The organism is Verticiella alkaliphila, assembly GCF_018904615.1.
Taxonomy (GTDB): domain Bacteria; phylum Pseudomonadota; class Gammaproteobacteria; order Burkholderiales; family Burkholderiaceae_B; genus Verticiella; species Verticiella alkaliphila.
The window spans coordinates 52,401-72,158 of record NZ_JADCNH010000002.1 but is presented as its reverse complement, the minus strand read 5'-3'; the positions used below and the strand labels follow the sequence as shown (position 1 = coordinate 72,158).

The 19,758-nt window shown below is 69.0% G+C and carries 14 protein-coding genes and 2 pseudogenes; 8 read left to right on the top strand and 8 right to left on the bottom strand.

Annotation, left to right across the window (positions count from 1 at the left end):
• Positions 1-47: 47 nt before the first annotated feature.
• The 5 genes and pseudogenes from IMZ29_RS01915 to IMZ29_RS01895 all read left to right on the top strand — a co-directional run bounded on the left by IMZ29_RS01915 (position 48) and on the right by IMZ29_RS01895 (position 5,172).
• Positions 48-1,429 (top strand): annotated as a pseudogene (locus IMZ29_RS01915) (FAD-binding oxidoreductase).
• Positions 1,426-3,130 (top strand): annotated as a pseudogene (locus tag IMZ29_RS01910) (CocE/NonD family hydrolase). The pseudogenes IMZ29_RS01915 and IMZ29_RS01910 overlap by 4 nt, the downstream one beginning before the upstream one ends.
• 10 nt (positions 3,131-3,140) lie before the next feature.
• Positions 3,141-3,977, top strand: a complete 837-nt coding sequence (locus IMZ29_RS01905) for a creatininase family protein (RefSeq protein WP_253206658.1) — start codon at positions 3,141-3,143, stop codon at positions 3,975-3,977.
• Positions 3,974-4,747 (top strand): cysteine hydrolase family protein, encoded by a 774-nt coding sequence (locus IMZ29_RS01900; protein WP_216179768.1) that lies wholly within the window; start codon positions 3,974-3,976, stop codon positions 4,745-4,747. Before IMZ29_RS01905 ends, IMZ29_RS01900 begins: the two co-directional genes overlap by 4 nt.
• On the top strand, positions 4,741-5,172 hold the full coding sequence (locus IMZ29_RS01895) for a cupin domain-containing protein (RefSeq protein ID WP_216179765.1): 432 nt from the start codon (positions 4,741-4,743) through the stop codon (positions 5,170-5,172). The genes IMZ29_RS01900 and IMZ29_RS01895 overlap by 7 nt, the downstream gene beginning before the upstream one ends.
• A gap of 24 nt (positions 5,173-5,196) precedes the next feature.
• Here IMZ29_RS01895 and IMZ29_RS01890 read toward each other — a convergent pair whose 3' ends face one another.
• From IMZ29_RS01890 to apbC, 8 genes are all read right to left on the bottom strand, one after another.
• The gene (locus IMZ29_RS01890; RefSeq protein WP_216179762.1) at positions 5,197-5,802 is read right to left on the bottom strand and encodes a carboxymuconolactone decarboxylase family protein; all 606 of its coding nucleotides are present in this window, start codon (positions 5,800-5,802) and stop codon (positions 5,197-5,199) included.
• Entirely contained in the window at positions 5,795-6,790 is a 996-nt protein-coding gene (locus IMZ29_RS01885; RefSeq protein WP_216179759.1) for a Bug family tripartite tricarboxylate transporter substrate binding protein, read from the bottom strand. The genes IMZ29_RS01890 and IMZ29_RS01885 overlap by 8 nt, the downstream gene beginning before the upstream one ends.
• Positions 6,791-6,824: 34 nt before the next feature.
• Entirely contained in the window at positions 6,825-7,922 is a 1,098-nt protein-coding gene (locus IMZ29_RS01880) for a mandelate racemase/muconate lactonizing enzyme family protein (RefSeq protein ID WP_216179757.1), read from the bottom strand.
• Between the two features lie 166 nt (positions 7,923-8,088).
• Entirely contained in the window at positions 8,089-9,159 is a 1,071-nt protein-coding gene (locus IMZ29_RS01875) for a LacI family DNA-binding transcriptional regulator (RefSeq protein ID WP_216179755.1), read from the bottom strand.
• Between the two features lie 92 nt (positions 9,160-9,251).
• On the bottom strand, positions 9,252-10,352 hold the full coding sequence (locus IMZ29_RS22520; protein ID WP_253206699.1) for a translocation/assembly module TamB domain-containing protein: 1,101 nt from the start codon (positions 10,350-10,352) through the stop codon (positions 9,252-9,254).
• Positions 10,353-11,011: 659 nt separating this feature from the next.
• Positions 11,012-12,799 carry a translocation/assembly module TamB domain-containing protein gene (locus IMZ29_RS22515; RefSeq protein ID WP_253206656.1) on the bottom strand — a complete coding sequence of 596 codons (1,788 nt, stop codon included), beginning with the start codon at positions 12,797-12,799 and terminating at the stop codon, positions 11,012-11,014.
• On the bottom strand, positions 12,796-14,793 hold the full coding sequence (locus tag IMZ29_RS01865) for an autotransporter assembly complex protein TamA (RefSeq protein WP_216179751.1): 1,998 nt from the start codon (positions 14,791-14,793) through the stop codon (positions 12,796-12,798). Before IMZ29_RS01865 ends, IMZ29_RS22515 begins: the two co-directional genes overlap by 4 nt.
• 6 nt (positions 14,794-14,799) lie before the next feature.
• Positions 14,800-15,885 carry an iron-sulfur cluster carrier protein ApbC gene (apbC, locus tag IMZ29_RS01860; RefSeq protein WP_216179749.1) on the bottom strand — a complete coding sequence of 362 codons (1,086 nt, stop codon included), beginning with the start codon at positions 15,883-15,885 and terminating at the stop codon, positions 14,800-14,802.
• Positions 15,886-16,003: 118 nt separating this feature from the next.
• Here apbC and IMZ29_RS01855 point away from each other — a divergent pair, with 118 nt between their 5' ends.
• The 3 genes from IMZ29_RS01855 (at position 16,004) to IMZ29_RS01845 (ending at position 19,745) form a co-directional block, all read left to right on the top strand.
• Positions 16,004-16,321: a hypothetical protein gene (locus tag IMZ29_RS01855; RefSeq protein WP_216179747.1), complete on the top strand. Its 318-nt coding sequence runs from the start codon at positions 16,004-16,006 to the stop codon at positions 16,319-16,321.
• Between the two features lie 183 nt (positions 16,322-16,504).
• Positions 16,505-18,637, top strand: coding sequence for a methionine--tRNA ligase (gene metG / locus IMZ29_RS01850; RefSeq protein WP_216179745.1), 2,133 nt, complete (start codon positions 16,505-16,507; stop codon positions 18,635-18,637).
• Between the two features lies 1 nt (position 18,638).
• Entirely contained in the window at positions 18,639-19,745 is a 1,107-nt protein-coding gene (locus tag IMZ29_RS01845; RefSeq protein WP_216179741.1) for a 3-deoxy-7-phosphoheptulonate synthase, read from the top strand.
• Positions 19,746-19,758 lie beyond the last annotated feature (13 nt).

Below are 19,758 nucleotides of genomic sequence, written 5' to 3'. Positions count from 1 at the left end.
CGATACGACCTCGGCCGCCGCGGCGGCCGGCCTCCCGGAGTGAACTCATGACCCTGCAAGCCCAACGCGCCGCGAGCCTGCCCGAGCAACTGCCCGAACTCGACTGGATCGTCGACCCCATCAAGGTGGGGAGGCTCTCCGCCGACTTCGCCTGGTTCAGCCCGGTGCTCAAGGCGCAGCTCGCGGGCAAGCGCGGCGACATCGCCGTGCGCCCGCGCTCCGAAGACGAGATCCGTCAGGTCGTGGCCGCGTGCGCGCGCGCGCAGGTGCCGATCACCGTGCGCGGCAGCGGCACCGGCAACTACGGTCAGTCCACGCCGCTGCACGGCGGTCTGGTACTCGATCTGTCCGGCTACAACGCCTTCGGCTGGGCGCGCGGCGGCGTCGGCCGTGCCCAGGCCGGCATCCGTCTCGCGGACTTCGACAAGGCGGCGCGCCCGCTGGGCTACGAGCTGCGCTGGCTGCCTTCCACCTTCCGCTCCGCGAGCCTGGGCGGCCTCTTCGGCGGTGGCTTCGGCGGCGCCGGGTCCATCACCTATGGCCCCGTCGCCGCGCCTGGCAATGTCCTGGGTGCCCGCGTCATGACCGTCGAGCCCGAGCCGCGCGTCCTGGAACTGCGCGATGCCGAGGCCATGCTGCTGCACCACACCTATGGGACCACGGGCATCGTGCTGGAACTGGAAGTCGCGCTCGCGCCGGCGCAGGCCTGGATGGAGACGGTGGCCGTCTTCACCGAGTTCGATGTGGCCCTGCACTTTGCCAACGATGTCGCGGCCAACCCCGCCCTGATCAAGAAGGACGTGTGCTTCCTGGGCGCGCCATCCCGCAGTACCTCAAGCCCATTGCCGATGCCCTGCCGGAAGGCTGCCACGCCGTGCTTCTCGTCGTCACCGAGTGCAGCGAGTCCGGCGTGCGCCAGGCCCTGGCACACCATGGCGGCGAGATCACCTACCGCAAGAGCGCGGCAGAAGTCCAGGCAGGCGGACGCACCCTGATCGAGTTCACCTGGAACCACACCACGCTCAATGCGTTGAAGCACGACAAGTCGATCACCTACATCCAGAGCGCCTTCGATCCGTCGCCCAATGACTACCTGGCTCAGATCAAGACGCTGGAGAAGCAACTGGCCGGCGAGGTGCTCATGCACCTGGAGTTCCTGCGCACCAAGGAAGGCGGGCTCAACTGCAGCGGCATCCAGCTCGTGCGCTACACCACGGAAGCCCGCCTGAACGAGATCATGCAGATCCACCGCGACCTGGGCGTGCGCATCAACAACCCGCACGTCTATGTCGTGGAGGACGGCAAGCAGGGCAAGGTCAATCCCGAGATCGTCGCCCTGAAGGCCCGCTTCGACCCCCAGGGCCTGCTCAATCCCGGCAAGCTGCGTGGCTGGGACGAACGTGCGCAGCTGGAAGGAAAGGCAGCATGACGGCTCGCCCTCTCGATGCGCCCGACGCGCGCGGTGCTCGCGCGCAGCGCCTGGCCACGCTGCCCGCTGAGACCATGGCCATGACCACCCGCGACGGCGTGCGGCTGGACGCCGACATCTATCGCCCCGCGGGCGACGGCCCCTTCCCCGTGCTGCTCATGCGCCAGGCCTACGGCCGGCGCATCGCCTGCACGCTGTGCTACGCCCACCCACGCTGGTATGCGTCGCACGGCTACATCGTGGTGGTGCAGGACATCCGCGGGCGCGGCACGTCCGAGGGCGTCTTCACGCTGGGCCGGGATGATGCCGAGGACGGCGCGCAGAGCATCGCCTGGGCCGCCGCGTTGCCGGGCAGCAATGGCCGCGTGGGCATGTACGGTTTCTCGTACCAGGGCTACAACCAGTTCATGGCGGCCAGCCTGGCCGGGCCCGCGCTGCGCGCGCTCGCCCCGGCCATGGCCCCCTGGGACCCGCGCGAAGGCTGGTCGCACAGCCAAGGTGCCTTCCGGCTGCAATCCAGCCTGGGCTGGGCGTTGCAACTGGCGGCGGAAACCGCGCGTCATGATGGGGATGCCGAGGCATACACCGAGATTGCTCGTGCAGCCAAGGCCTTGCCCCTGAACGAGCAACGCCCCGCGCACCCCGGCGTGATGGACCGCTACCCCGAGCATTCGCACTACGCCACATGGCGCGACACGCCGCGCGACCATACCTATTGGCAGGACATTTCGCCAGCGGCCCGCGTGGCAGCGATGGCGGAACGCCGAGTGCCTACCCTGCTCGTGGCCGGCTGGTACGACAGCTTCCTGGAGGGCAGCCTCGCCAGCTGGCATGCCCTCCAGGCCACACGCGCGGCGCCCGTACACCTCGTGGTCGGGCCCTGGGGCCACTTCCCCTGGGTACGCCGTCAGGGCGCCCTGGATTTCGGCCCCGACGCGGACGGCGGCATGGATGCGCTGCACGTGCGCTGGTTCGACCGCTGGCTCAAGGACGAGGACAACGGTGTGGATCACGAAGCGCCCCTGCGCCTCTTCGATCTGGGACGCAAGGCCTGGCAGGACTTCGCGACCTGGCCTCACCGCACGCAGTCGCTGTATCTCTCAGGTACCGGACTCGCTTCCCTGGACACTGCCGATGGCAACCTGCGCGACCACCCTGACGACGCCCCCGGCGTCGACGCGGTGGTCACCGACCCCTGGCGCCCGGCGCCGTCGGTGGGCGGGGCCTTCGGCAGTCCGGCCGGCCGCCGTGGACCGCGCGGCCACGGACGCTCGCGGCGACGTCCTCACCTTCACCACGCCCCCGTTCGTCGCGCCGCTCGCGTTGGCCGGCGACGTCACCGCCGAACTCCACGTGGAAGGCGACCGGCCGAGCTTCGACATCGCCTGCACCCTCTCGCGCGTACAGCCCGACGGCAAGGTGATTCCCCTGGCCGAAGGCTATCGCCACCTGCCTGCGAACGAGGTACCGGCATCGCCCGACGCGCCCGTCACGGTTCGCCTGGCCGCCACCTGCGTCACACTGGCACCGGGGGAAGCCTTGCGCCTGTCGATCGCGGGCGCCGCCTTCCCGGCCTACGCGCTCAACCCCGGCACCGGTGAGGACCCCAAGACTGCCGCCACCGCGAACGCGCTGGTCACGACGCTGGGCGTGCATCACGGCGCCGCCCGACCTTCCCGCCTGATCCTGACCCTTGCCTGAGGACCCGCCCATGACGACCCGCCTGCCCCGCCGACTCTGGGTGGACATGACGACACGAGAATTCGCGCAACTGCCGGCCGACACTGTCGCGGTGCTGCCCGTGGCCTCGATCGAGCAACACGGCCCGCACCTTCCCGTGCTCGTCGATGCCTGCCTGAACCAAGGCATCGTTGAGCACGCGCAGGCGCTGCTGCCGGACGACCTGCCCATCACCTTCCTGCCCATGCAGGCGGTGGGCAAGGCCAACGAGCACCTCGCCTTTCCCGGCACGCTGAGCCTGTCGGCCGAGACGCTCACGCGCGTGTGGACGGAGATCGGTGAAGCCGTGCACCGCGCGGGCATCCGCAAGCTCGTGATCTTCAACTCGCACGGCGGCCAGCCGCAGATCATCGACATCGTCGCGCGCGACTTGCGGGTGCGTTTCGGCATGTTCGTGGTGGGCTGCGACGGCGGCAGCTTCGGCCCGGTGCCGGGCGATCCCTTCCCCGAACTGGAGCGCCGCCACGGTATTCACGGTGGCAGCAAGGAGACCTCGATGATGCTGGCGCTGCGCCCGGATCTCGTGCAGATGGAGCATGCCAGGGACTTCCGCCCTGCCAGCGTCGACATCGAATCGCAGTATCGCTTCCTGCGCAGCGAAGGCCGCATCGGCTTTGGCTGGCAGGCGCAGGATCTGCATCCCGCCGGCGCAGCAGGCAACGCCCTGGATGCCGACGCCGAGCGCGGCCAGCGCGTGATCGACCACGCGGCACAGGGCTTGGCCACGCTGCTTGCGGAAGTCCACCACTATCCCATCGATCACCTGAAGGTCGTGGACCTGACCACGCCCGGCACGAGGCGCCCATGACCGCTGCCCGCATTCCGCTTGGCGCCACCGGGCGCAACCAGTGGCGCGTAAGCGCCAAACACGCCGATCTCGTGCGCGATACGGTGCCACCGCGCCCCGTGCGCGTCGTGGCAGAGCCGCAGACGCTCACGCTCGACCTCGCGCGCACGGCGATCGTCGTCATCGACATGCAGAACGACTTCTGCCATCCGGATGGCTGGCTCGCGTCGATCGGGGTGGACGTCACGCCGGCCCGCGCGCCCATCGCGCCGCTCGCCCGTTTGCTGCCCACGCTGCGCCAACAATCGGTCCCTGTCGTGTGGCTCAATTGGGGCAACCGGCCGGATCGACTGAACCTGAGTCCGTCGCTGTTGCATGTCTACAAGCCCACCGGCGAAGGTGTCGGGCTAGGCGACGCCCTGCCCAGCGGTGCGCGCGTGCTGGAGGCAGGCTCCTGGTCCGCTGGCATCGTCGACGAACTCGTACCCGAGCCCGGCGACATCCACGTCGACAAATCGCGCATGAGCGGCTTCTGGGACACGCCACTGGACGCCATCCTGCGCAACCTGGGCGTGCACACGCTGCTCTTTGCGGGCGTGAATGCGGACCAGTGCGTACTCTGCACGCTGCAGGACGCGAACTTCCTGGGCTACGACTGCGTGCTGCTGGCCGATTGCAGCGCCACGACGTCACCCGCGTACTGCCTGGAGGCGACGCTCTACAACACGAAGCAATGCTTTGGCTTCGTCGCCACGTCCGACGCCCTCACCACCGGAGTCGCCGCATGCTGAAGCCCGCCCCCGCCATCCGCAAGGCGATGGCCGAATGTCCGGCCTGGCGCATCTCGCCCGAGGACACGAACTACTTCGCCATGGTCTTCGACGCCACCGGGGAGGGGTGTGACTTCGTGGCAGTGGTGGAGATCTTCGAGCCGGGCGGACGCACACCACCCAACGCCCACACCCGCGCGCACGAGATGTTCTTCATCCTGGAAGGCGAAGGTCGCGCCTGGGCCGATGGGGAGATGCTGGAACTGCGTCGCGGCGATGCCATGCTGGTGCGCCCGGGCAGCGCGCACGAGGTGGAGAACACCGGTGCAGGCAAGCTCTACTGTCTCACGGTGATGACGCCAGACGAGGACTTCGCGGCGCTCATCCGGCGCGGCGTGCCCGCCACGCTGAGTGCACAGGACAGGGCGGTGCTCGGGATGGCGTGAGGGGAGCGGCGTACTGGACCGCCCTCAGAACGGTACCGGCACGCCTGCCGGCAGGCTTGGCTGACGCAGGGTGAGCAGCAACGCAACCGACACCGCGAAGCCACAGAAGCTGGTGAGCTCGACCACGCCGCGTGTGCCCAGCACGGCTTGCACGGCGTCCACCTGGGCGTCCGTCACCACCGCGGTCTCCAGCAGTGCCGTCGTCAACGCCAGCGCGGGCGCCACGGCGGCCAGTGCCTGCCGCGTCTGGTCATCTGCCACCGTCGCGGCCACGGCGTGCGCGGGCGCGACCGGCGCACCGCTCGCCAACGCCGCGATCACGGTGTCCGGCAACCCCGCCGCGCGCGCCCTGCCGACATGGTTGGCCCACAGGTAGCGGCAGCGCTGGCGCCGGGCGACCCGCAGAAAGACGGCTTCGCGCACAGCATCGGGCAGCGCGCCAGCCTGAAGCGCCGCCGACCACTGTGCGATGGCCTCGCCCACGGGCGGCGTGGCCAGCAGGGGAACGAACGGCGCCGGCACGCGCCCGCGCTCGGCCAGCAGGCGCTCGTACAAAGCCCGCGATGCCGTGTCCAGGGCATCCGGAGCCACCGGCACGTATCGGTCACGGCCTGCATCAGGATCAGGCATCCGGCTTGATCCCGCCAACGCGGATCACCTCGCGCCACTTCGCGATCTCGGCCTGCAGGCGTTGCGCGAACTCGTCGTGGGTACTGCCCACGGGAACGAAGCCCATCTCGACCAGCCGCTCGCGCAACGGGCCACTGCGCACCGCCTCCGACGCAGCCTGACTCAGTTGCGACACGGTCTGCGGCGACAACCCGGCTGGGCCGATCAGCCCGAAGAACGGCGTGGCGTCCACCGCTGGCAGGCCAGCCTCGGCCATGGTCGGCACGTCGGGCAGCCGTGGGCTGCGCGCGTCGCCGGTCACGGCCAGCGCTCGCACGGAGCCGGCCCGGATATGGTCGTACATGGTGGGCACAGTGAAGAAGCCGAACTGGATCTGCCCGGCGAGCAGATCGGTGATCACGGTGGCGCCACCGCGATACGCGATGTGCATCACGTCGACGCCCGCCGCGCCGCGCAGTTGCTCGCCGGCCAGATGCGGCGCGCTGCCCACGCCGGCCGACCCATAATTCAGCGTGCCGGGCTTGGCCTTGCCAAGCGTCACGAACTCCGCCATCGAGTTGACCTTCACCGAGGGATGCACCACCAGCACGAGCTGCGCGCTCGCCATGAGCGACAGCGGCGTGAAGTCCTTGTCGGTGTCGTACGGCAGGGCCGTGCCGATCAGGCCAGGGTTGATCGCGAACGCCGTATCGATGAAGCCCAGCGTCTGCCCATCAGGAGCCGCGGTGGCGATCGCCTTGGTGCCGATCTGCGAGCCGGCCCCACTTTTGTTCTCAATGATGAAGTTGGTGCCTGCGGCCTTCTCGAGCGCCTGCGCCAGCAGCCGCGACAAGGCGTCGGTGGCCGCGCCGGGCGGATACGGCACGATGACGCGCACGGGCTGGGCCGTGTTGACCTGCGCGGTAGCGATGGCCGGCATGCCGATGACAGCGCCGAGCGCCAGTGCGCCGGAAGCCTGCAGCCAGTGACGGCGATTGACGGTGGACATGATGTCTCCAGGAGTTATTGTGAGAGGGCTGGTGTCAGCCAGCAAAGTGGGCAAGATCGGTCTCATCGGCCGGGTCAGCGCCAAGACCAGGCCTGCTCGGCACCGCGAAGGCGCCGTCCTGAAACGTCAGCGTGCGGGCGTAGGGTGTGAAGCCGAGATTGCAGAAGAGCCGCTCGATCACTGCAGGCGTGGCCTGCGCAGCGAGCACGTGCAAGGTGGCGAGAAAGCCGGGACCAAAAAAGGCCGATTGCGGCGAGAAGCGTACCGAGGTGCCTTCGCACGCCTGGGACAAGGCCCAGAGCACGCTCACGCCGCCGCCCTTGATGGCGCTCGGCTGCAGATAATCCGCCGCCCCGGTGGCGATGATCTGGCGCAATTCGTACAGGCTGCTGGCGTTCTCGCCGACTGCCGTGGGTATGCCCGTGGCCTCGCGCAAAGCCATCAGGGCGGACAAGTCCTCAGGCGGCCAGATCGGCTCCTCAATCCACAACGGATCATCGTCACGCATCGCGTTGACTTCCGCAGCGGCTTGAGACGCAGTCCAAGCGCAATTGACGTCCACCATCAGCGGCATGGCCGGCCCCATCGCGTGACGCGCGGCCCGCACGGCACCCGGCGTGCGCTCATGCAGCTTGATGTGGCGGTAGCCGGCTGCGCAAGCAGCCTGCACGTTGCGACTGACCAGTGCCTCATCGCCGTAGTACTGGAGCAACGAGGCATAGGCAGGCACCGTCAGACGCTTTGCGCCGCCCAACAACGCATGCAGGGGCTGCCCTGCCAGCTTGCCACGCAGATCCCAGAGCGCGATATCCAGGCCGCTCAAGGCATGGCTGACCAGCCCGGAGCGCCCCATGTTGTGCAGGATGCGGTCCAGTGCCGCCGTGAGGCCCGGATCCGTCGGATCCTGGCCGCAAGCCAGCGGCGCCACTCGGCCCGTGAAGATCGAGGCCATGGCGTTCAGCTCCGCGCCATAGGCCTCACCCCAACCCACCAGACCATTGTCCAGCGTCACTCGCACCAGGCAACTGTCGAGCGTAGTGCGCACCCGCCCGGCAAATTTCGGGGCGGGGCCACCATGATCGAACGGCAGGCGAAGCGGATGGCAGGTAACCGACTGAATGCGAGTTGACATGGCACGGAATACGTTGGAACCGGTGGCAAGGGAAACGACAACAGGATCATGCCGCAAATTGGTAGCGCTACCAAATCATATCCAGCGCTGGTGACCAGCGCTAGCCAGGGTTACCCCTAGGTGGCAGGAGACGGTGAACGCCAGGAACCTCGCGCGACGCCTCGACTCAAGCGCTGTCGCGCTCGATGATCGTGAAGCCAACGTCGACGAAGGTATCTGCAGGCCGCCTTCCCTCGGCACACGCCACGATGAAACGTGCCGCATGGCGGCCAATCGCCTGAGAATCGATGTGCACGGTGGTGAGCGAAGGCACGATGTCCGCCGCGAAATGCAGATCCCCAAAGCCGATGACGGCGAGTTCGCCGGGCACGGATCGCCCTTGTGCTTGAGCCTCGGTGAGCACACCCAGGGCAAGCACGTCGGAGCTGCAGAACACCGCCTGGGTGCCCGGCTGGCGCTGGAGAATCTGGCGCAGCGCCTCCCGGCCACTGCCGACCCCTGCGGGTGCACGCACCGCCTCGGTGATCGCGCTCACCGCCTTACCTTCGCCCGCCGCCTGCTGCGCAGCCTGCTGGAATGCGGCGGCGCGCCGCAGCGCACGTTCATGGTCGCCGCCGACGAAGGCCAGCTGACGGTGTCCACGCGCCACCAGGAAGTGCGCCACCGCCGTGGCGATCGCCTCGTGGGAAAAGCCCACGAGCATGTCGATCGGGTCATCCAGCCGATCCCAGGTCTGGACGACGGGAATGCCCGAGGCACGCAGGCGCAGCCGCCCCGCCGCAGAGGGAACGACCCCGCCCAGCACCACGCCGTCGGGACGCCGCCCGATGATGGCCTCGAGCAGGGCATCCTCTTCCTGGAGCCCGTAGCCACTCTGGCCGAGCATGAGCTGGTAGCCCGACGCGGCGAGCTCGGCGATCAGCGACTGCACCATGTCCTGGAACACGGGCCCGGCAATGGACGGCACCACCGCCGCCACCAGCCGGCTGCGCTGGGACGCAAGCGCCCCGGCGACGCGGTTGGCCACATACCCCGTGCGCTCCACCGCGGCCCGCACACGGGCGCGGATCTGCTCGGAGACCTGATCCGGCGAATTGAGGGCACGCGATGCGCTCATCGGCGAGACCCCGGCCAGGCGCGCCACGTCGGTCAGCGTGATGCCGCCATGGCCGCGCCCGCGACGGCGCGCACGCGCGTCGGACGACGGATCGGCAGGCGGCGGTGAGGAATTGGACATGAGCGCAACCGCAGAGGGCGAAGGCGCCAGGGTAGCCCAAAGCCGGCGAGACGGGGCACCGGGGCAGGTCGCCATGCCCGGCGCCCCACCCCTCAATCGTCGAATACCAGCGACCAGACGAGACGCAGGCCGTTGATCGTGCCGCCCTGCACGGCCGCCGTCAGCCGCTCGGAGATCTGGTAGCTCGCGCGCACCACGGTCTCGCTGCCGGACAAGGCCTGCTCGAAGGTCAGATACAACGCGTCGTTCAGCCGCTTGCCGATCACGAGGAACTGCGCATCGGCATTGTTATCGACGGATGAGGTCACGCTGCCCACCACCGTACGCTCAGGCAGCAGCCCGCCCAGCCCGCTGTTCAGACCGGAGCGCAGCCCGAGTTCATCCAGGCCGAGCTGTCGGTAGATCGGTTCGCTGTCCTCATCGCCCAGCAAGGATGCCGCCGCCGCGAGCAGCATGCCGGCGTCGGCGCCACTCGCATCGGGGCCCCGTCCCAGCAGCAGCCACGAGAGCTTCTCCACCTCGGGCACGTCCGGATATGACACGAGCGAGATGATCGGCTGGCGCACCGTGCCGCTCACTTGCACGCCGGCCTCGATGCGCACGCCTTCGCGCACGGCGATGATGTCGAGCAGCGGATCGTCCAGCAGGCCCTGGAACGTCACCGCGCCCTTGCGCACGACCAGCGTCTGGCCATAGATGCTGAAGCGGCCTTCGCGCGTGTTCACGACGCCGTTGGCGCGCAGGCCGGCGCGCGTGTTGCGGATGCGGATCGACCCTTCGAGCGCGGTGTCCAGGCCCATGCCGCGCAGGTAGAACTGCCGGCCGAGATCCACTTCCAGATCCAGCCGCATGGGCAAGGCGGTGGCGCGCTCGGCCTCGTCGCCTGCGCGCACGATGACGATGTCGCTCGCAAGCGAGGGCACGTCGGACGCGCCCTCCAGACTGATCCAGCCCACGTCGGCCACGGCCTTGCCCGTGATGTCCAGACGGTTGGGGCCCATCACGATGTCGACCTTGCCCGAGCCCGCGATGAAGCGGTCCGCACGCTGCACCAGCGGAAAGCGGGTGAGCGTGACGGTGGCCTGTCCGCTCGAGCTTTCGAGCGACCAGGCGCCGGTCGCCTCCACGGCCGAGCCCGCCGCGTTGTTCTTCAGCCACGCCTGGATGCGGCTGTCGCGCGGCGCGGCGCGCATCACGCCCGGAAAGCGCAGGCTGTCCACGACGAGTTGACCATTGGCCAGGCGGGCACTGAGCGTGCCGTCGAGCAGGCGGATGCCTTCGTCGATCAGCACCACGCGCAGCCCCGAGCCGGTGAGCGGTCCGCCCGCGGCCCACACACCACCCTGGCGCTGCACCCGCACGTCGCCCGCCAGGCGACCGCCGATGTCCATGGTGTCGCCCACCAGGCCGTTGAAGACCGCGATGTCCGCAATCGCGAGCTTGGCGTCGACCGTGACCGGCTGCGTCTCGGCCAGGGTGGGGACACCGTCCACCACGGTAAGCGTGGTGGTGCCAGTGGCGTCGATGGAACCCAGCATCTTGCCGGCGACGCGCGCGTCGAAGGCGAACGTGCTCGCGTTACCCGAGGTGGGCGTGGCGCGCGCGCGCAGCCGCAGTTCGGTGAGGCCGGCCTGCAGCGGTGGCGTGCCGGGAATGGCCAGATCGCCGCTGCGGCGTGTGAGATTAACGGTACCAGCCAGCGCCTGGCCCATCGTGAGATCCCAGTCCAGGTCTACGCGCAACGGATCCTTGAGCCGCGGCAGCTGCGCCACGAGCCAGGCCGGCGTGAGGCCATCGACAGCACCCGACGTGCGCCACTGCGTGCCGCTGCCGCTGGAGGCACGGTGCGCGATCACGATGGCGCGCTGGCCGGGCAGGCGCAACTGCACGTTGGTCTGGCCGACCGACCAGAGCAGCGGTTCGCCCGGCACCACCGCCACCTGGGCGGCCGAGCCCAGGGCGACGCCCGCCTGCCGATTGCGCACGTCCAGCGTGTCGATGGTGCCGCGCCAACCGTCGCGACCCGGTCCCAGTTGACCTTGGCGGCCAGCGTCCCACGCCCCGTTGACGGCGAGCCGCACGTCGAAAGCGCCCTGACGCAATACGCTCGGCAGATCCAGCGCGTCCTGACCGGTATCGACGACTTCGTTCTGCCCCGGTGCCACGGTCTCGATGCGCACCTTCGGCCCGAATTGGCAGGCCGCGGGGCCGCGGCGAGCAGCGGGTGATCCACCCGGCCCGCCACCGTGAGCTCATGCTTTTCGAGCATGCCGCGCAGCTGACCTTCCAGCCGGGCACTGCCCTCCAGCCCTGGCCAGAAGGCCGCCGGCCGCGGTGCGGCCAGGGCGAATGTGATCTGGTCGCCCGCGCCGCCGAAGGCGCCGCGCAGACGGACGGTGTTTTCCTTGGCCACGGACAGATCCAGGGCGAGCTCCGGCAGGCGCGCATCTTCCAGACGCGCGTCGAGCTTGCCGCGCAACGGCTGCTTCTGCCAGAGGCTGCCTTCGTCGATGGACAGCGAGATCCGCGCGGTGAGGCCACGAATCGTCTCGCGCCAATCGGTGGCCTCGGCCGGTGCTGGGGCGGGGGCCACGGGCGCTGGCGACGTACTGTCAGCGGGTTGAGGCCGCGCTGCACTGACCCCAGCCGGCGGCTTGGCGCCCGACGCCGGCGTGGCCGCAGCCTCGGCTTCCTGCGCCGCCTGCGCATCGGCCAGCAGCACGCCATCGAGCTGGGCATCGACGGTGAGGTTGAGCAGTGCCGAGGGCAAGCCATCCACCCACGCGCCCGGATCGATGCCGCGTACGGTGCCACGCAAGGCGCGCACGGGCAGCGTGGACGACAGCGGCGCCAACCGCGCGCTCGCGTCGATCGCCATTCCCTCGCCCGATCCCACCAGGATCACCGCAAGGTCTTCGAGCGTGCCTTGCGCGGTGAGGTCGAGTTCAGCCGCAAGATCGGCCTGCTGCACGTCACCCGCCACGCGCACGTCGAGCGTCAAGGGGCTTCGCCCGCCCACGCTGGCCGTGCCGCGCAGATCGGCGCCCGCCTCCGGTGTGCGCACGGACAGGCTTTCGAGCACCAGCAAGCCGCCTTCGCTGTCGGCCGACAGGCTGGCCACGACATCGCGCACGTCCACGTAGATCGGCTCGCCATCCTGCGTGACGCGCAGCTCGCCCAGCGCCACGCGCCGCAGCTCGACGCTGCCCGGCAGCGCCGGCCACTCCGGCATCGTGAACGGGGTCGACGGTTCGGCGGGTGCCGTGTCGTCGCTGCGCAGCGCCAGATCCAGCGACTGCACGCTCGCTTCGAGCACACGCAAGCGGCGCTGAGCGATGGCCGGCCAATCCACGGTGAGCACGACGTCGCGCGCATGCACGTCCAGGGTCTCGCTGGTGTAGTGCAGCTCGCCCACGCGCAGGCCGCGCCAGAGCGAGCCCTCCACGTTCGTCACGCTGCCCCCGGTGGCCGACAGGCCCAGCCGCAGCGCAAGATTCGCCCCGGCGTTGGTGGTGACGAGAAACACCACCGCCGAGACCAGCACGAGCACCAGGATCAGCAGCGCCGTGAGGAAACCGGACTGCGCGCGGCGCGAACGGGACCGCCGCAGCCGCGAGACAAGGGCGCGCCGGCCCTTCAAAACGCCAGACCCAGCGAGAAGCTCAGGCGCAACCGCTTGTCACGGTCGGCCCAGGCGAGGTCGACGAAGATCGGACCGGCCGGTGTGCGCACGCGCAGCCCGCTGCCCACGCTCCAGGCGATGTCCATGTCGCGGAACGAGGCCGCGGCATCCCCTGCATCGACGAACACGCCGACGCCCAGCATGTCGGTAAAGAAGTGCTGGTACTCCACACTCGCGACGGCCAACGCGGGGGCCGCCACGACGGCATTGCCGTCGTCGATCCCCAGCCCCAGATAGCGATAGCCCCGGATCGTGCGTGCGCCACCGGTGCGGAATCCGAAATCCGCCGGGATGCGCGTGTTGCCGCCCGACCAGACCTTGCCCACTTCGCCACGCACGGTGACGAGATCACGCGCGCCGATCGGCCACCAGTACTGGCCGCGGGCCTGCAGGCGGCTGTAGGGCTTGAAGTCGCGCACGGAGGAGCCCACGCCCACGCCGAGATCGATCAGATGGCCCTGGCGCGGGTTGTACTTGCTGTCCACGTCTCGCCGCAGCCACTGGTAGGTGGCCGTGAGTGAGGGCAGCGTATAGCTCTCGCCGCCGTCCACACGCACGTCATCATACGCAGCCACCAGGCCGGCGTTGGTTTCGTACTCGACACGGCTGCCGTCGCCTGCCGGACGGATGCGGTTGCGCACACCGCCCAGCGCCACGCGGCGCACATCCTGCCCCTGGATGTCGTTGTGCTCGGCCAGCACGCCCACGCGGTCGCGATAGCCCTTGGGGCTCGGCGGCAGGTAGAAATCCGCGAAGGCCGTCTGGCGGTCCGCGTCGATGCCGATGCCGGACTGGAGCTCGACGGGCAGACCTGCCACGATGTTCTGCCGGTAGGTGCCTTCCACGCGCAGGCCAACGTCCGTGTCGACGCCAATGGCCGCGCCCACGCGCCGGGCGGGTGCCTCCGTCACCGACACCCGCACCGGGACGACCAGGCGCTCGCGCTGCATGAGATTGCTGCGCGGCGCCGCCTGGCCGGCCGGCGCCTCGCTGGCCGTGTCGCGCGTCTGCGCGTCGTCGTCGTCCTCGTCGTCGTCAGGCACCTCGGCCGCTGCGGCCTGCGATGCCGGCGTGCGCCGGATGGCATCCAGATCGCCCGCTCCCTCGGCTTGCGCGGCGCTATCGGCCACCTGCTGGATGGTGCGCCGCCCCGTCGATCGTGTGAGCCCCACGTCGACCGACGAGAAGAATGGCGTGCTCTGCATGTCCTGCTGCCAGCGGATCAACTGGCGCCGGTCATAGCGTGTCTCGTTCGGCTGGTACGCCACGTACCGGCGGATGAGACTCTCAGGCACGCGCCGCAGCCCGATGATCTCGAGTTCGCCCAGGACGACTTGCGGGCCGCTCTCGACCTGGACGGTGAGATCGGCTTGCGCCGCATCGGCGTCGACCCGTGCTTGCGACTGCTGGATGCGGGCGAGCGCGAAATCCCGCTCGCTCACCGAGCCGATGAGCTCGCGCTTGGCGGTTTCCCACTGCTCGCTGCGCAGCGGCTGTCCCACCGGCAGGCGCCAATCGTTGCGCATGGCACTGACGCGCTCGGCGTAGGCCGGCAGCTCGATGGCCCCGGAAAAACCCAGATCCAGCGTCGACACCACGGTGCGCTCGCCCGGCTGAATCGCAATGTCCCACGTCTCCCCGCCAACATCCTCGCCCACGTCGAGCGTGACTTCCGGCGAAAAGTAGCCTTCGGTGGCGAGAGCCGTGATGGTGACGTCGCGCACCCGTCGGCGCAGGCGGTCGATTTCGCCGCCGTCCTGGTCCTGCGACAGCGACACGATGTGGTCCACGGACCGCGTCACGGCCTGCAGTACCGCGGCAGGTACGCCACCGGGGTCGATCGTGACCTCAGGGCGGGCCTGCTGCGCATGCGCGGCAGACAGCCCGAACGCCCAGGGTGCGAGAATCAGCCAGCGGCTGGCGACAGTGACGCGGGGCCGGAAGCGCTGCATGCGGGTTCAGGTGTTCTGCACGACGATGGAAGGAAATTTGCTCGACATGTCGCGCCCCTGCGCGGCAACCCGGCCCGCCACCCGGCGCGCGATCGCACGATAGGCAGCGGCGGCCTCGCCGTCGGGCTCCGCCACGACGGTGGGCTTGCCCGCATCCGTCTGCTCTCGGATCGCGAGCGACAAGGGCAACGCACCCAGCCAGTCCACACCCACGTCCTTGGCCATCCGCTCGCCGCCACCTTCACCGAAGATGTGCTCGGCATGACCACAGTTCGAGCAAATGTGCACGGCCATGTTCTCGACGATCCCGAAGATGGGCACACCCACCTTCTCGAACATGCGCAGTCCGCGGCGCGCATCGATGAGCGCGATGTCCTGCGGGGTGGTGACGATCACCGCGCCCGTGACCGGCACCTTCTGCGCCAGCGTGAGCTGGATGTCGCCCGTACCCGGGGGCATGTCGACGACGAGGTAATCCAGATCGGCCCAGCGCGTCTTGCGCAGCAACTGTTCCAGGGCCTGCGTGACCATCGGACCGCGCCAGACCATCGGCGCCTCCGGATCGACCAGGAAGCCGATGGAGCTTACCTGCAGCCCATGGCCCTGCATGGGCTCCATGTTCATGCCGTCTTCGGTGCGCGGCTGGCCGGAGATGCCCAGCATGGTGGGCTGGCTCGGTCCGTAGATGTCCGCGTCCAGCAGGCCCACGGTGGCGCCCTCGGCGGCCAGCGCCAGGGCCAGGTTCACGGCGGTGGTGCTCTTGCCCACGCCGCCCTTGCCGGAAGCGACCGCAATGATGTTGCGCACCTGGGGCAGCAGCTTGATCCCGGCTTGCACGGCGTGCGCCTGCACCTTCCAGGTGAGGTTGAGCGTGACGCGGCCAGCCCCCTCACCCATCAGCGCTTCGGTGATCAACGTCCGCAGGGCCGGCAGGCGCGATTGAACCGGATAGCCCAGTTCGAGGTCCAACGAGACATCGTTGCCATCGACCGACAGCTGCTTGACGGCCCCGGTCGACATCAGCGACAGGCCGGTGTCGGGATCGAGGGTGTTCTTCAAGGTGTCGCGCACCTGGTCTGTCGTCAACGACATGGTTTTCCTGGGGTCTAGCATTCATTCAACCCATGAAGCATAGCGGATAGCCGGGCCCTATCGCACCGATGCAATTTCCTGTAACGCCAGGGAGTTACGTAAAAGGTACACTTGACCTATGAATACCCTTTCTCGACTGCTTCGCAGTGTTGTCGTCCTGATGCTCGCACTCGCGGGGATCGCCATGGCCTTCGTGCTCATGGTGTCGACCGCCATCGCGCTGGGCGTCATGTACGTGGTCGCGCGCGTGCGCGGCAAGCCCTTCCCCGCTGCCGCCATGTGGCAGGCGCGCCGGGGCACGCAATGGCGTTTCGTGCGGCGCCCGGGTGCCGCACCGGCTGACGCCGCCGACGAGGTGAGCGAACCGGCTCGCCCTCGCGCTGCGATTCGCCGCAACCGCAACGTCACCGACGTCGAAGCACGCGACCTGCCCTGATGGATCGGCGCGCGCGGCGGTCTGCCCTGCCCGCGCGGCGCGTCCCCACCCTGCTGTCCCCCCTGCCGCCGCGGCCCTGAGGCCCGCGGCGTTCGCACGTCCCTGCGATCCGGGATGCGCGCACCCCCACGGTGCGCCTACAATCGCCTGTTGCCGTTTGCCGTGCCTTCCACAGAATCCGCCATGTCCCGCACCTTCTTCGTCACGACTGCCCTGCCCTACGCCAATGGCTCCTTCCACGTGGGCCACATCATGGAATACATCCAGGCCGACATCTGGGTGCGCTTCATGCGGTCGCAGGGCCACACGGTGCACTTCGTGGGGGCCGATGACGCGCACGGCGCGCCCATCATGCTCAAGGCCGAAAAGGAAGGCATTGCGCCGGAGCAGCTCGTGGCACGCTACGCCGCCGAGCGCCCGCAATACCTGAACGGCTTTCACGTGCAGTTCGACCATTGGCACAGCACGCACAGCCCGGAGAACGTCGCGCTCTCGCACGACATCTACCGCCGCCTGCGTGATGCCGGCCTGATCGATTCGCGCGTCATCGAGCAGTTCTACGATCCGGTCAAGGCAATGTTCCTGCCGGACCGCTACATCCAGGGCACCTGCCCGCGCTGCAAGTCGCCCGAGCAGAATGGCGATTCCTGCGAAGTCTGTGGCGCCGTCTATGCGCCCACGGATCTCATCGAGCCCAAGTCCACGCTCACGGGCGCCACGCCCGTGCTGCGCCAGTCCGAGCATCTCTTCTTCAAGCTCTCCGACCCGCGCTGCGTGGCCTTCCTGCAGGAATGGACGGCCGGGCGCAACGCGCAGGGCACACCGCACCTGCAGCCCGAGGTGTTCGCCAAGACGCGCGAATGGCTGGGCGAAGACGGCAAGCTCGCCGACTGGGACATCTCGCGGGACTCGCCCTACTTCGGCATCGAGATCCCGGATGCCCCCGGCAAGTACTTCTACGTCTGGCTGGATGCCCCCGTGGGCTACCTGGCGTCCCTGTCCGCCTACTGCGCCAAGCAGGGCCTGGACATGGACACCTTGCTGGATCCGGCCGGCGGCACTGAACAAGTGCACTTCATCGGTAAGGACATCGTCTACTTCCACGCCCTCTTCTGGCCCGCGATGCTGCACTTCTCGGGCCGCAAGACGCCGGACCAGATCAACGTGCACGGCTTCATCACCGTGAGCGGCGCCAAGATGTCCAAGAGCCGCGGCACGGGCATCTCTCCGCTGCGCTACCTGGACACCGGCATGAACCCGGAATGGCTGCGCTACTACATCGCCGCCAAGCTCAACGCGCGTGTCGAGGACGTGGACTTCAACCCGGAAGACTTCATGGCCCGGGTCAACAGCGACCTCGTCGGCAAGTATGTCAACATCGCCAGCCGCGCCGCCAAGTTCATCCACCAGCACTTCGAGGGTGAGCTCGCCGTGCCGGACGCGGACTTCCTCGCCGAAGTCCAGGCGGTGGCCGCCTCGGTGGCGACTGCCTACGAGACCCGCGAGTATGGCCGCGCCATCCGCGAGACCATGGCGCTGGCCGACCGCATCAACCAGGTGTTCGACACGGCCCAGCCGTGGGTGATGGCGCGCAGCGCGGCGGTGGACGCCGTCCAGCGCGAAGCGCTGCACCGCGTGTGCTCGCAGGCCATCGCCGGCTTCAAGGCCTTGTCCGTGTTGCTTGCCCCGGTGCTGCCGGCGCTGTCCGCCCGCGTGGCGCGTGAACTCTTCGGCCTGGATCGCGATTTCACCTGGGCCGACGCCACCGTAGCCTCCACGCGCATCGCCACGTACCAGCACCTGATGCAGCGCGTCGATGCCAAGCAGCTCGATGCGCTCTTCGACACGATTCCCGCTGCGGCTGACGCGCCGCCTGCCGCTGTGGCCGCCCCGGCGGCTGCGCCGGTGGCTGCCGCCGTACCCGCCGTAGAGACGGTCTCCGATGGTGCCCTGCCCGGCGGTGAGGCCATCGCTCCCACCATCACCATCGACGACTTCGCCAAGGTGGACCTGCGCATCGCGCGCATCGTCGCCTGCGACTACGTCGAAGGCGCGAAGAAGCTGCTGCGCCTCACGCTGGATGCGGGCGAAGGGCGTCACCGCAACGTGTTCTCCGGCATCCGTTCAGCCTACGAGCCCGCGCAGCTGGTGGGCAAGCTCACCGTGCTCGTGGCCAACCTCGCGCCGCGCACTATGAAGTTCGGCGTCTCCGAAGGCATGGTGCTCGCCGCCAGCCACGCAGACGAAAAGGCCAATCCGGGCATCTATGTGCTCGAACCCTTCCCGGGCGCCCAGCCCGGCATGCGAGTGCGCTGACATGGATGATTTTGCCCACGATCGTGAGACTGGCAACGGCACGCTGGATGCCACCCGCATCGATGACGTGCGGATTCGTGCCGTGCGCCCGTTGATCTCGCCGGCGTTGTTGCTGGACGAAGTGCCGGCGCCCGCGAGCGTGCAGACGTTGGTTGAGGCAAGCCGCGCGCAGATCGCCGACGTGCTGCATGGCCGCGATGACCGGCTCGTCGCGGTGATCGGCCCCTGCTCCATCCATGACCACGACCAGGCGCTGGATTACGCGCGCCGCCTGAAGGTCACGGCCGACGCCCTGCGTGGGGAGCTCCTCATCGTGATGCGCGTGTACTTCGAGAAGCCGCGCACCACGCTGGGCTGGAAGGGCTACATCAACGATCCGCGTCTGGACGGCAGCTTTCGCATCAACGAAGGCCTGCGCCGCGCACGCGAGCTGCTGCTCGAGATCAATGCCCTGGGCCTGCCCACGGGCACGGAGTTCCTGGATCTGCTGAGCCCGCAGTACATTGCGGATCTCGTCGCCTGGGGCGCCATCGGCGCACGCACCACGGAAAGTCCGAGCCACCGGCAGCTGTGCTCCGGCCTGAGCACGCCGCTGGGTTTCAAGAACGGCACGGACGGCGGCATCCAGGTGGCCGCCGACGCCATGGTGGCCGCGCGCGCGAGCCATGCCTTCATGGGCATGACCAAAATGGGCATGGCCGCCATCTTCGAGACGCGGGGCAACGAGGACGTGCACGTCATCCTGCGCGGTGGCAAATCCGGGCCGAACTACGACGCCGCGCACGTGGAGGAAGCCTGCGCCGCGCTGCGCGCCGCCGCCCTGCGCGAGCAGGTCATGGTGGACTGCTCGCACGCCAATTCGAACAAGTCGCATCTGCGCCAGGCCGACGTGGCCCAGGACGTGGCGCGCCAGATCGCGGGCGGCGAGCACCGCATCACCGGCCTCATGCTGGAGAGTCACCTGGAAGAAGGCCGCCAGGATCTCAAGCCCGGTGTTGCGCTGCGCCCCGGCGTGTCCATCACCGACGCCTGCCTGGGCTGGACACAGACCGAGCCCGTGCTGGCCGCGCTGGCCGACGCGGTGAAGGCCAGGCGCGCGCGGGGCTGACGCGTCAGGCCGG

Coding starts and splice junctions, on each gene's coding strand:
- IMZ29_RS01905 (WP_253206658.1), top strand. CDS start 3,141: ATGACGACCCGCCTGCCCCGCCGACTCTGGGTGGACATGACGACACGA.
- IMZ29_RS22520 (WP_253206699.1), bottom strand. CDS start 10,352: ATGCGCGCCGCGCCGCGCGACAGCCGCATCCAGGCGTGGCTGAAGAAC.
- IMZ29_RS01900 (WP_216179768.1), top strand. CDS start 3,974: ATGACCGCTGCCCGCATTCCGCTTGGCGCCACCGGGCGCAACCAGTGG.
- IMZ29_RS01880 (WP_216179757.1), bottom strand. CDS start 7,922: ATGTCAACTCGCATTCAGTCGGTTACCTGCCATCCGCTTCGCCTGCCG.
- IMZ29_RS01865 (WP_216179751.1), bottom strand. CDS start 14,793: ATGCAGCGCTTCCGGCCCCGCGTCACTGTCGCCAGCCGCTGGCTGATT.
- metG (WP_216179745.1), top strand. CDS start 16,505: ATGTCCCGCACCTTCTTCGTCACGACTGCCCTGCCCTACGCCAATGGC.
- IMZ29_RS01845 (WP_216179741.1), top strand. CDS start 18,639: ATGGATGATTTTGCCCACGATCGTGAGACTGGCAACGGCACGCTGGAT.
- IMZ29_RS01885 (WP_216179759.1), bottom strand. CDS start 6,790: ATGTCCACCGTCAATCGCCGTCACTGGCTGCAGGCTTCCGGCGCACTG.
- IMZ29_RS01890 (WP_216179762.1), bottom strand. CDS start 5,802: ATGCCTGATCCTGATGCAGGCCGTGACCGATACGTGCCGGTGGCTCCG.
- apbC (WP_216179749.1), bottom strand. CDS start 15,885: ATGTCGTTGACGACAGACCAGGTGCGCGACACCTTGAAGAACACCCTC.
- IMZ29_RS01895 (WP_216179765.1), top strand. CDS start 4,741: ATGCTGAAGCCCGCCCCCGCCATCCGCAAGGCGATGGCCGAATGTCCG.
- IMZ29_RS01875 (WP_216179755.1), bottom strand. CDS start 9,159: ATGTCCAATTCCTCACCGCCGCCTGCCGATCCGTCGTCCGACGCGCGT.
- IMZ29_RS01855 (WP_216179747.1), top strand. CDS start 16,004: ATGAATACCCTTTCTCGACTGCTTCGCAGTGTTGTCGTCCTGATGCTC.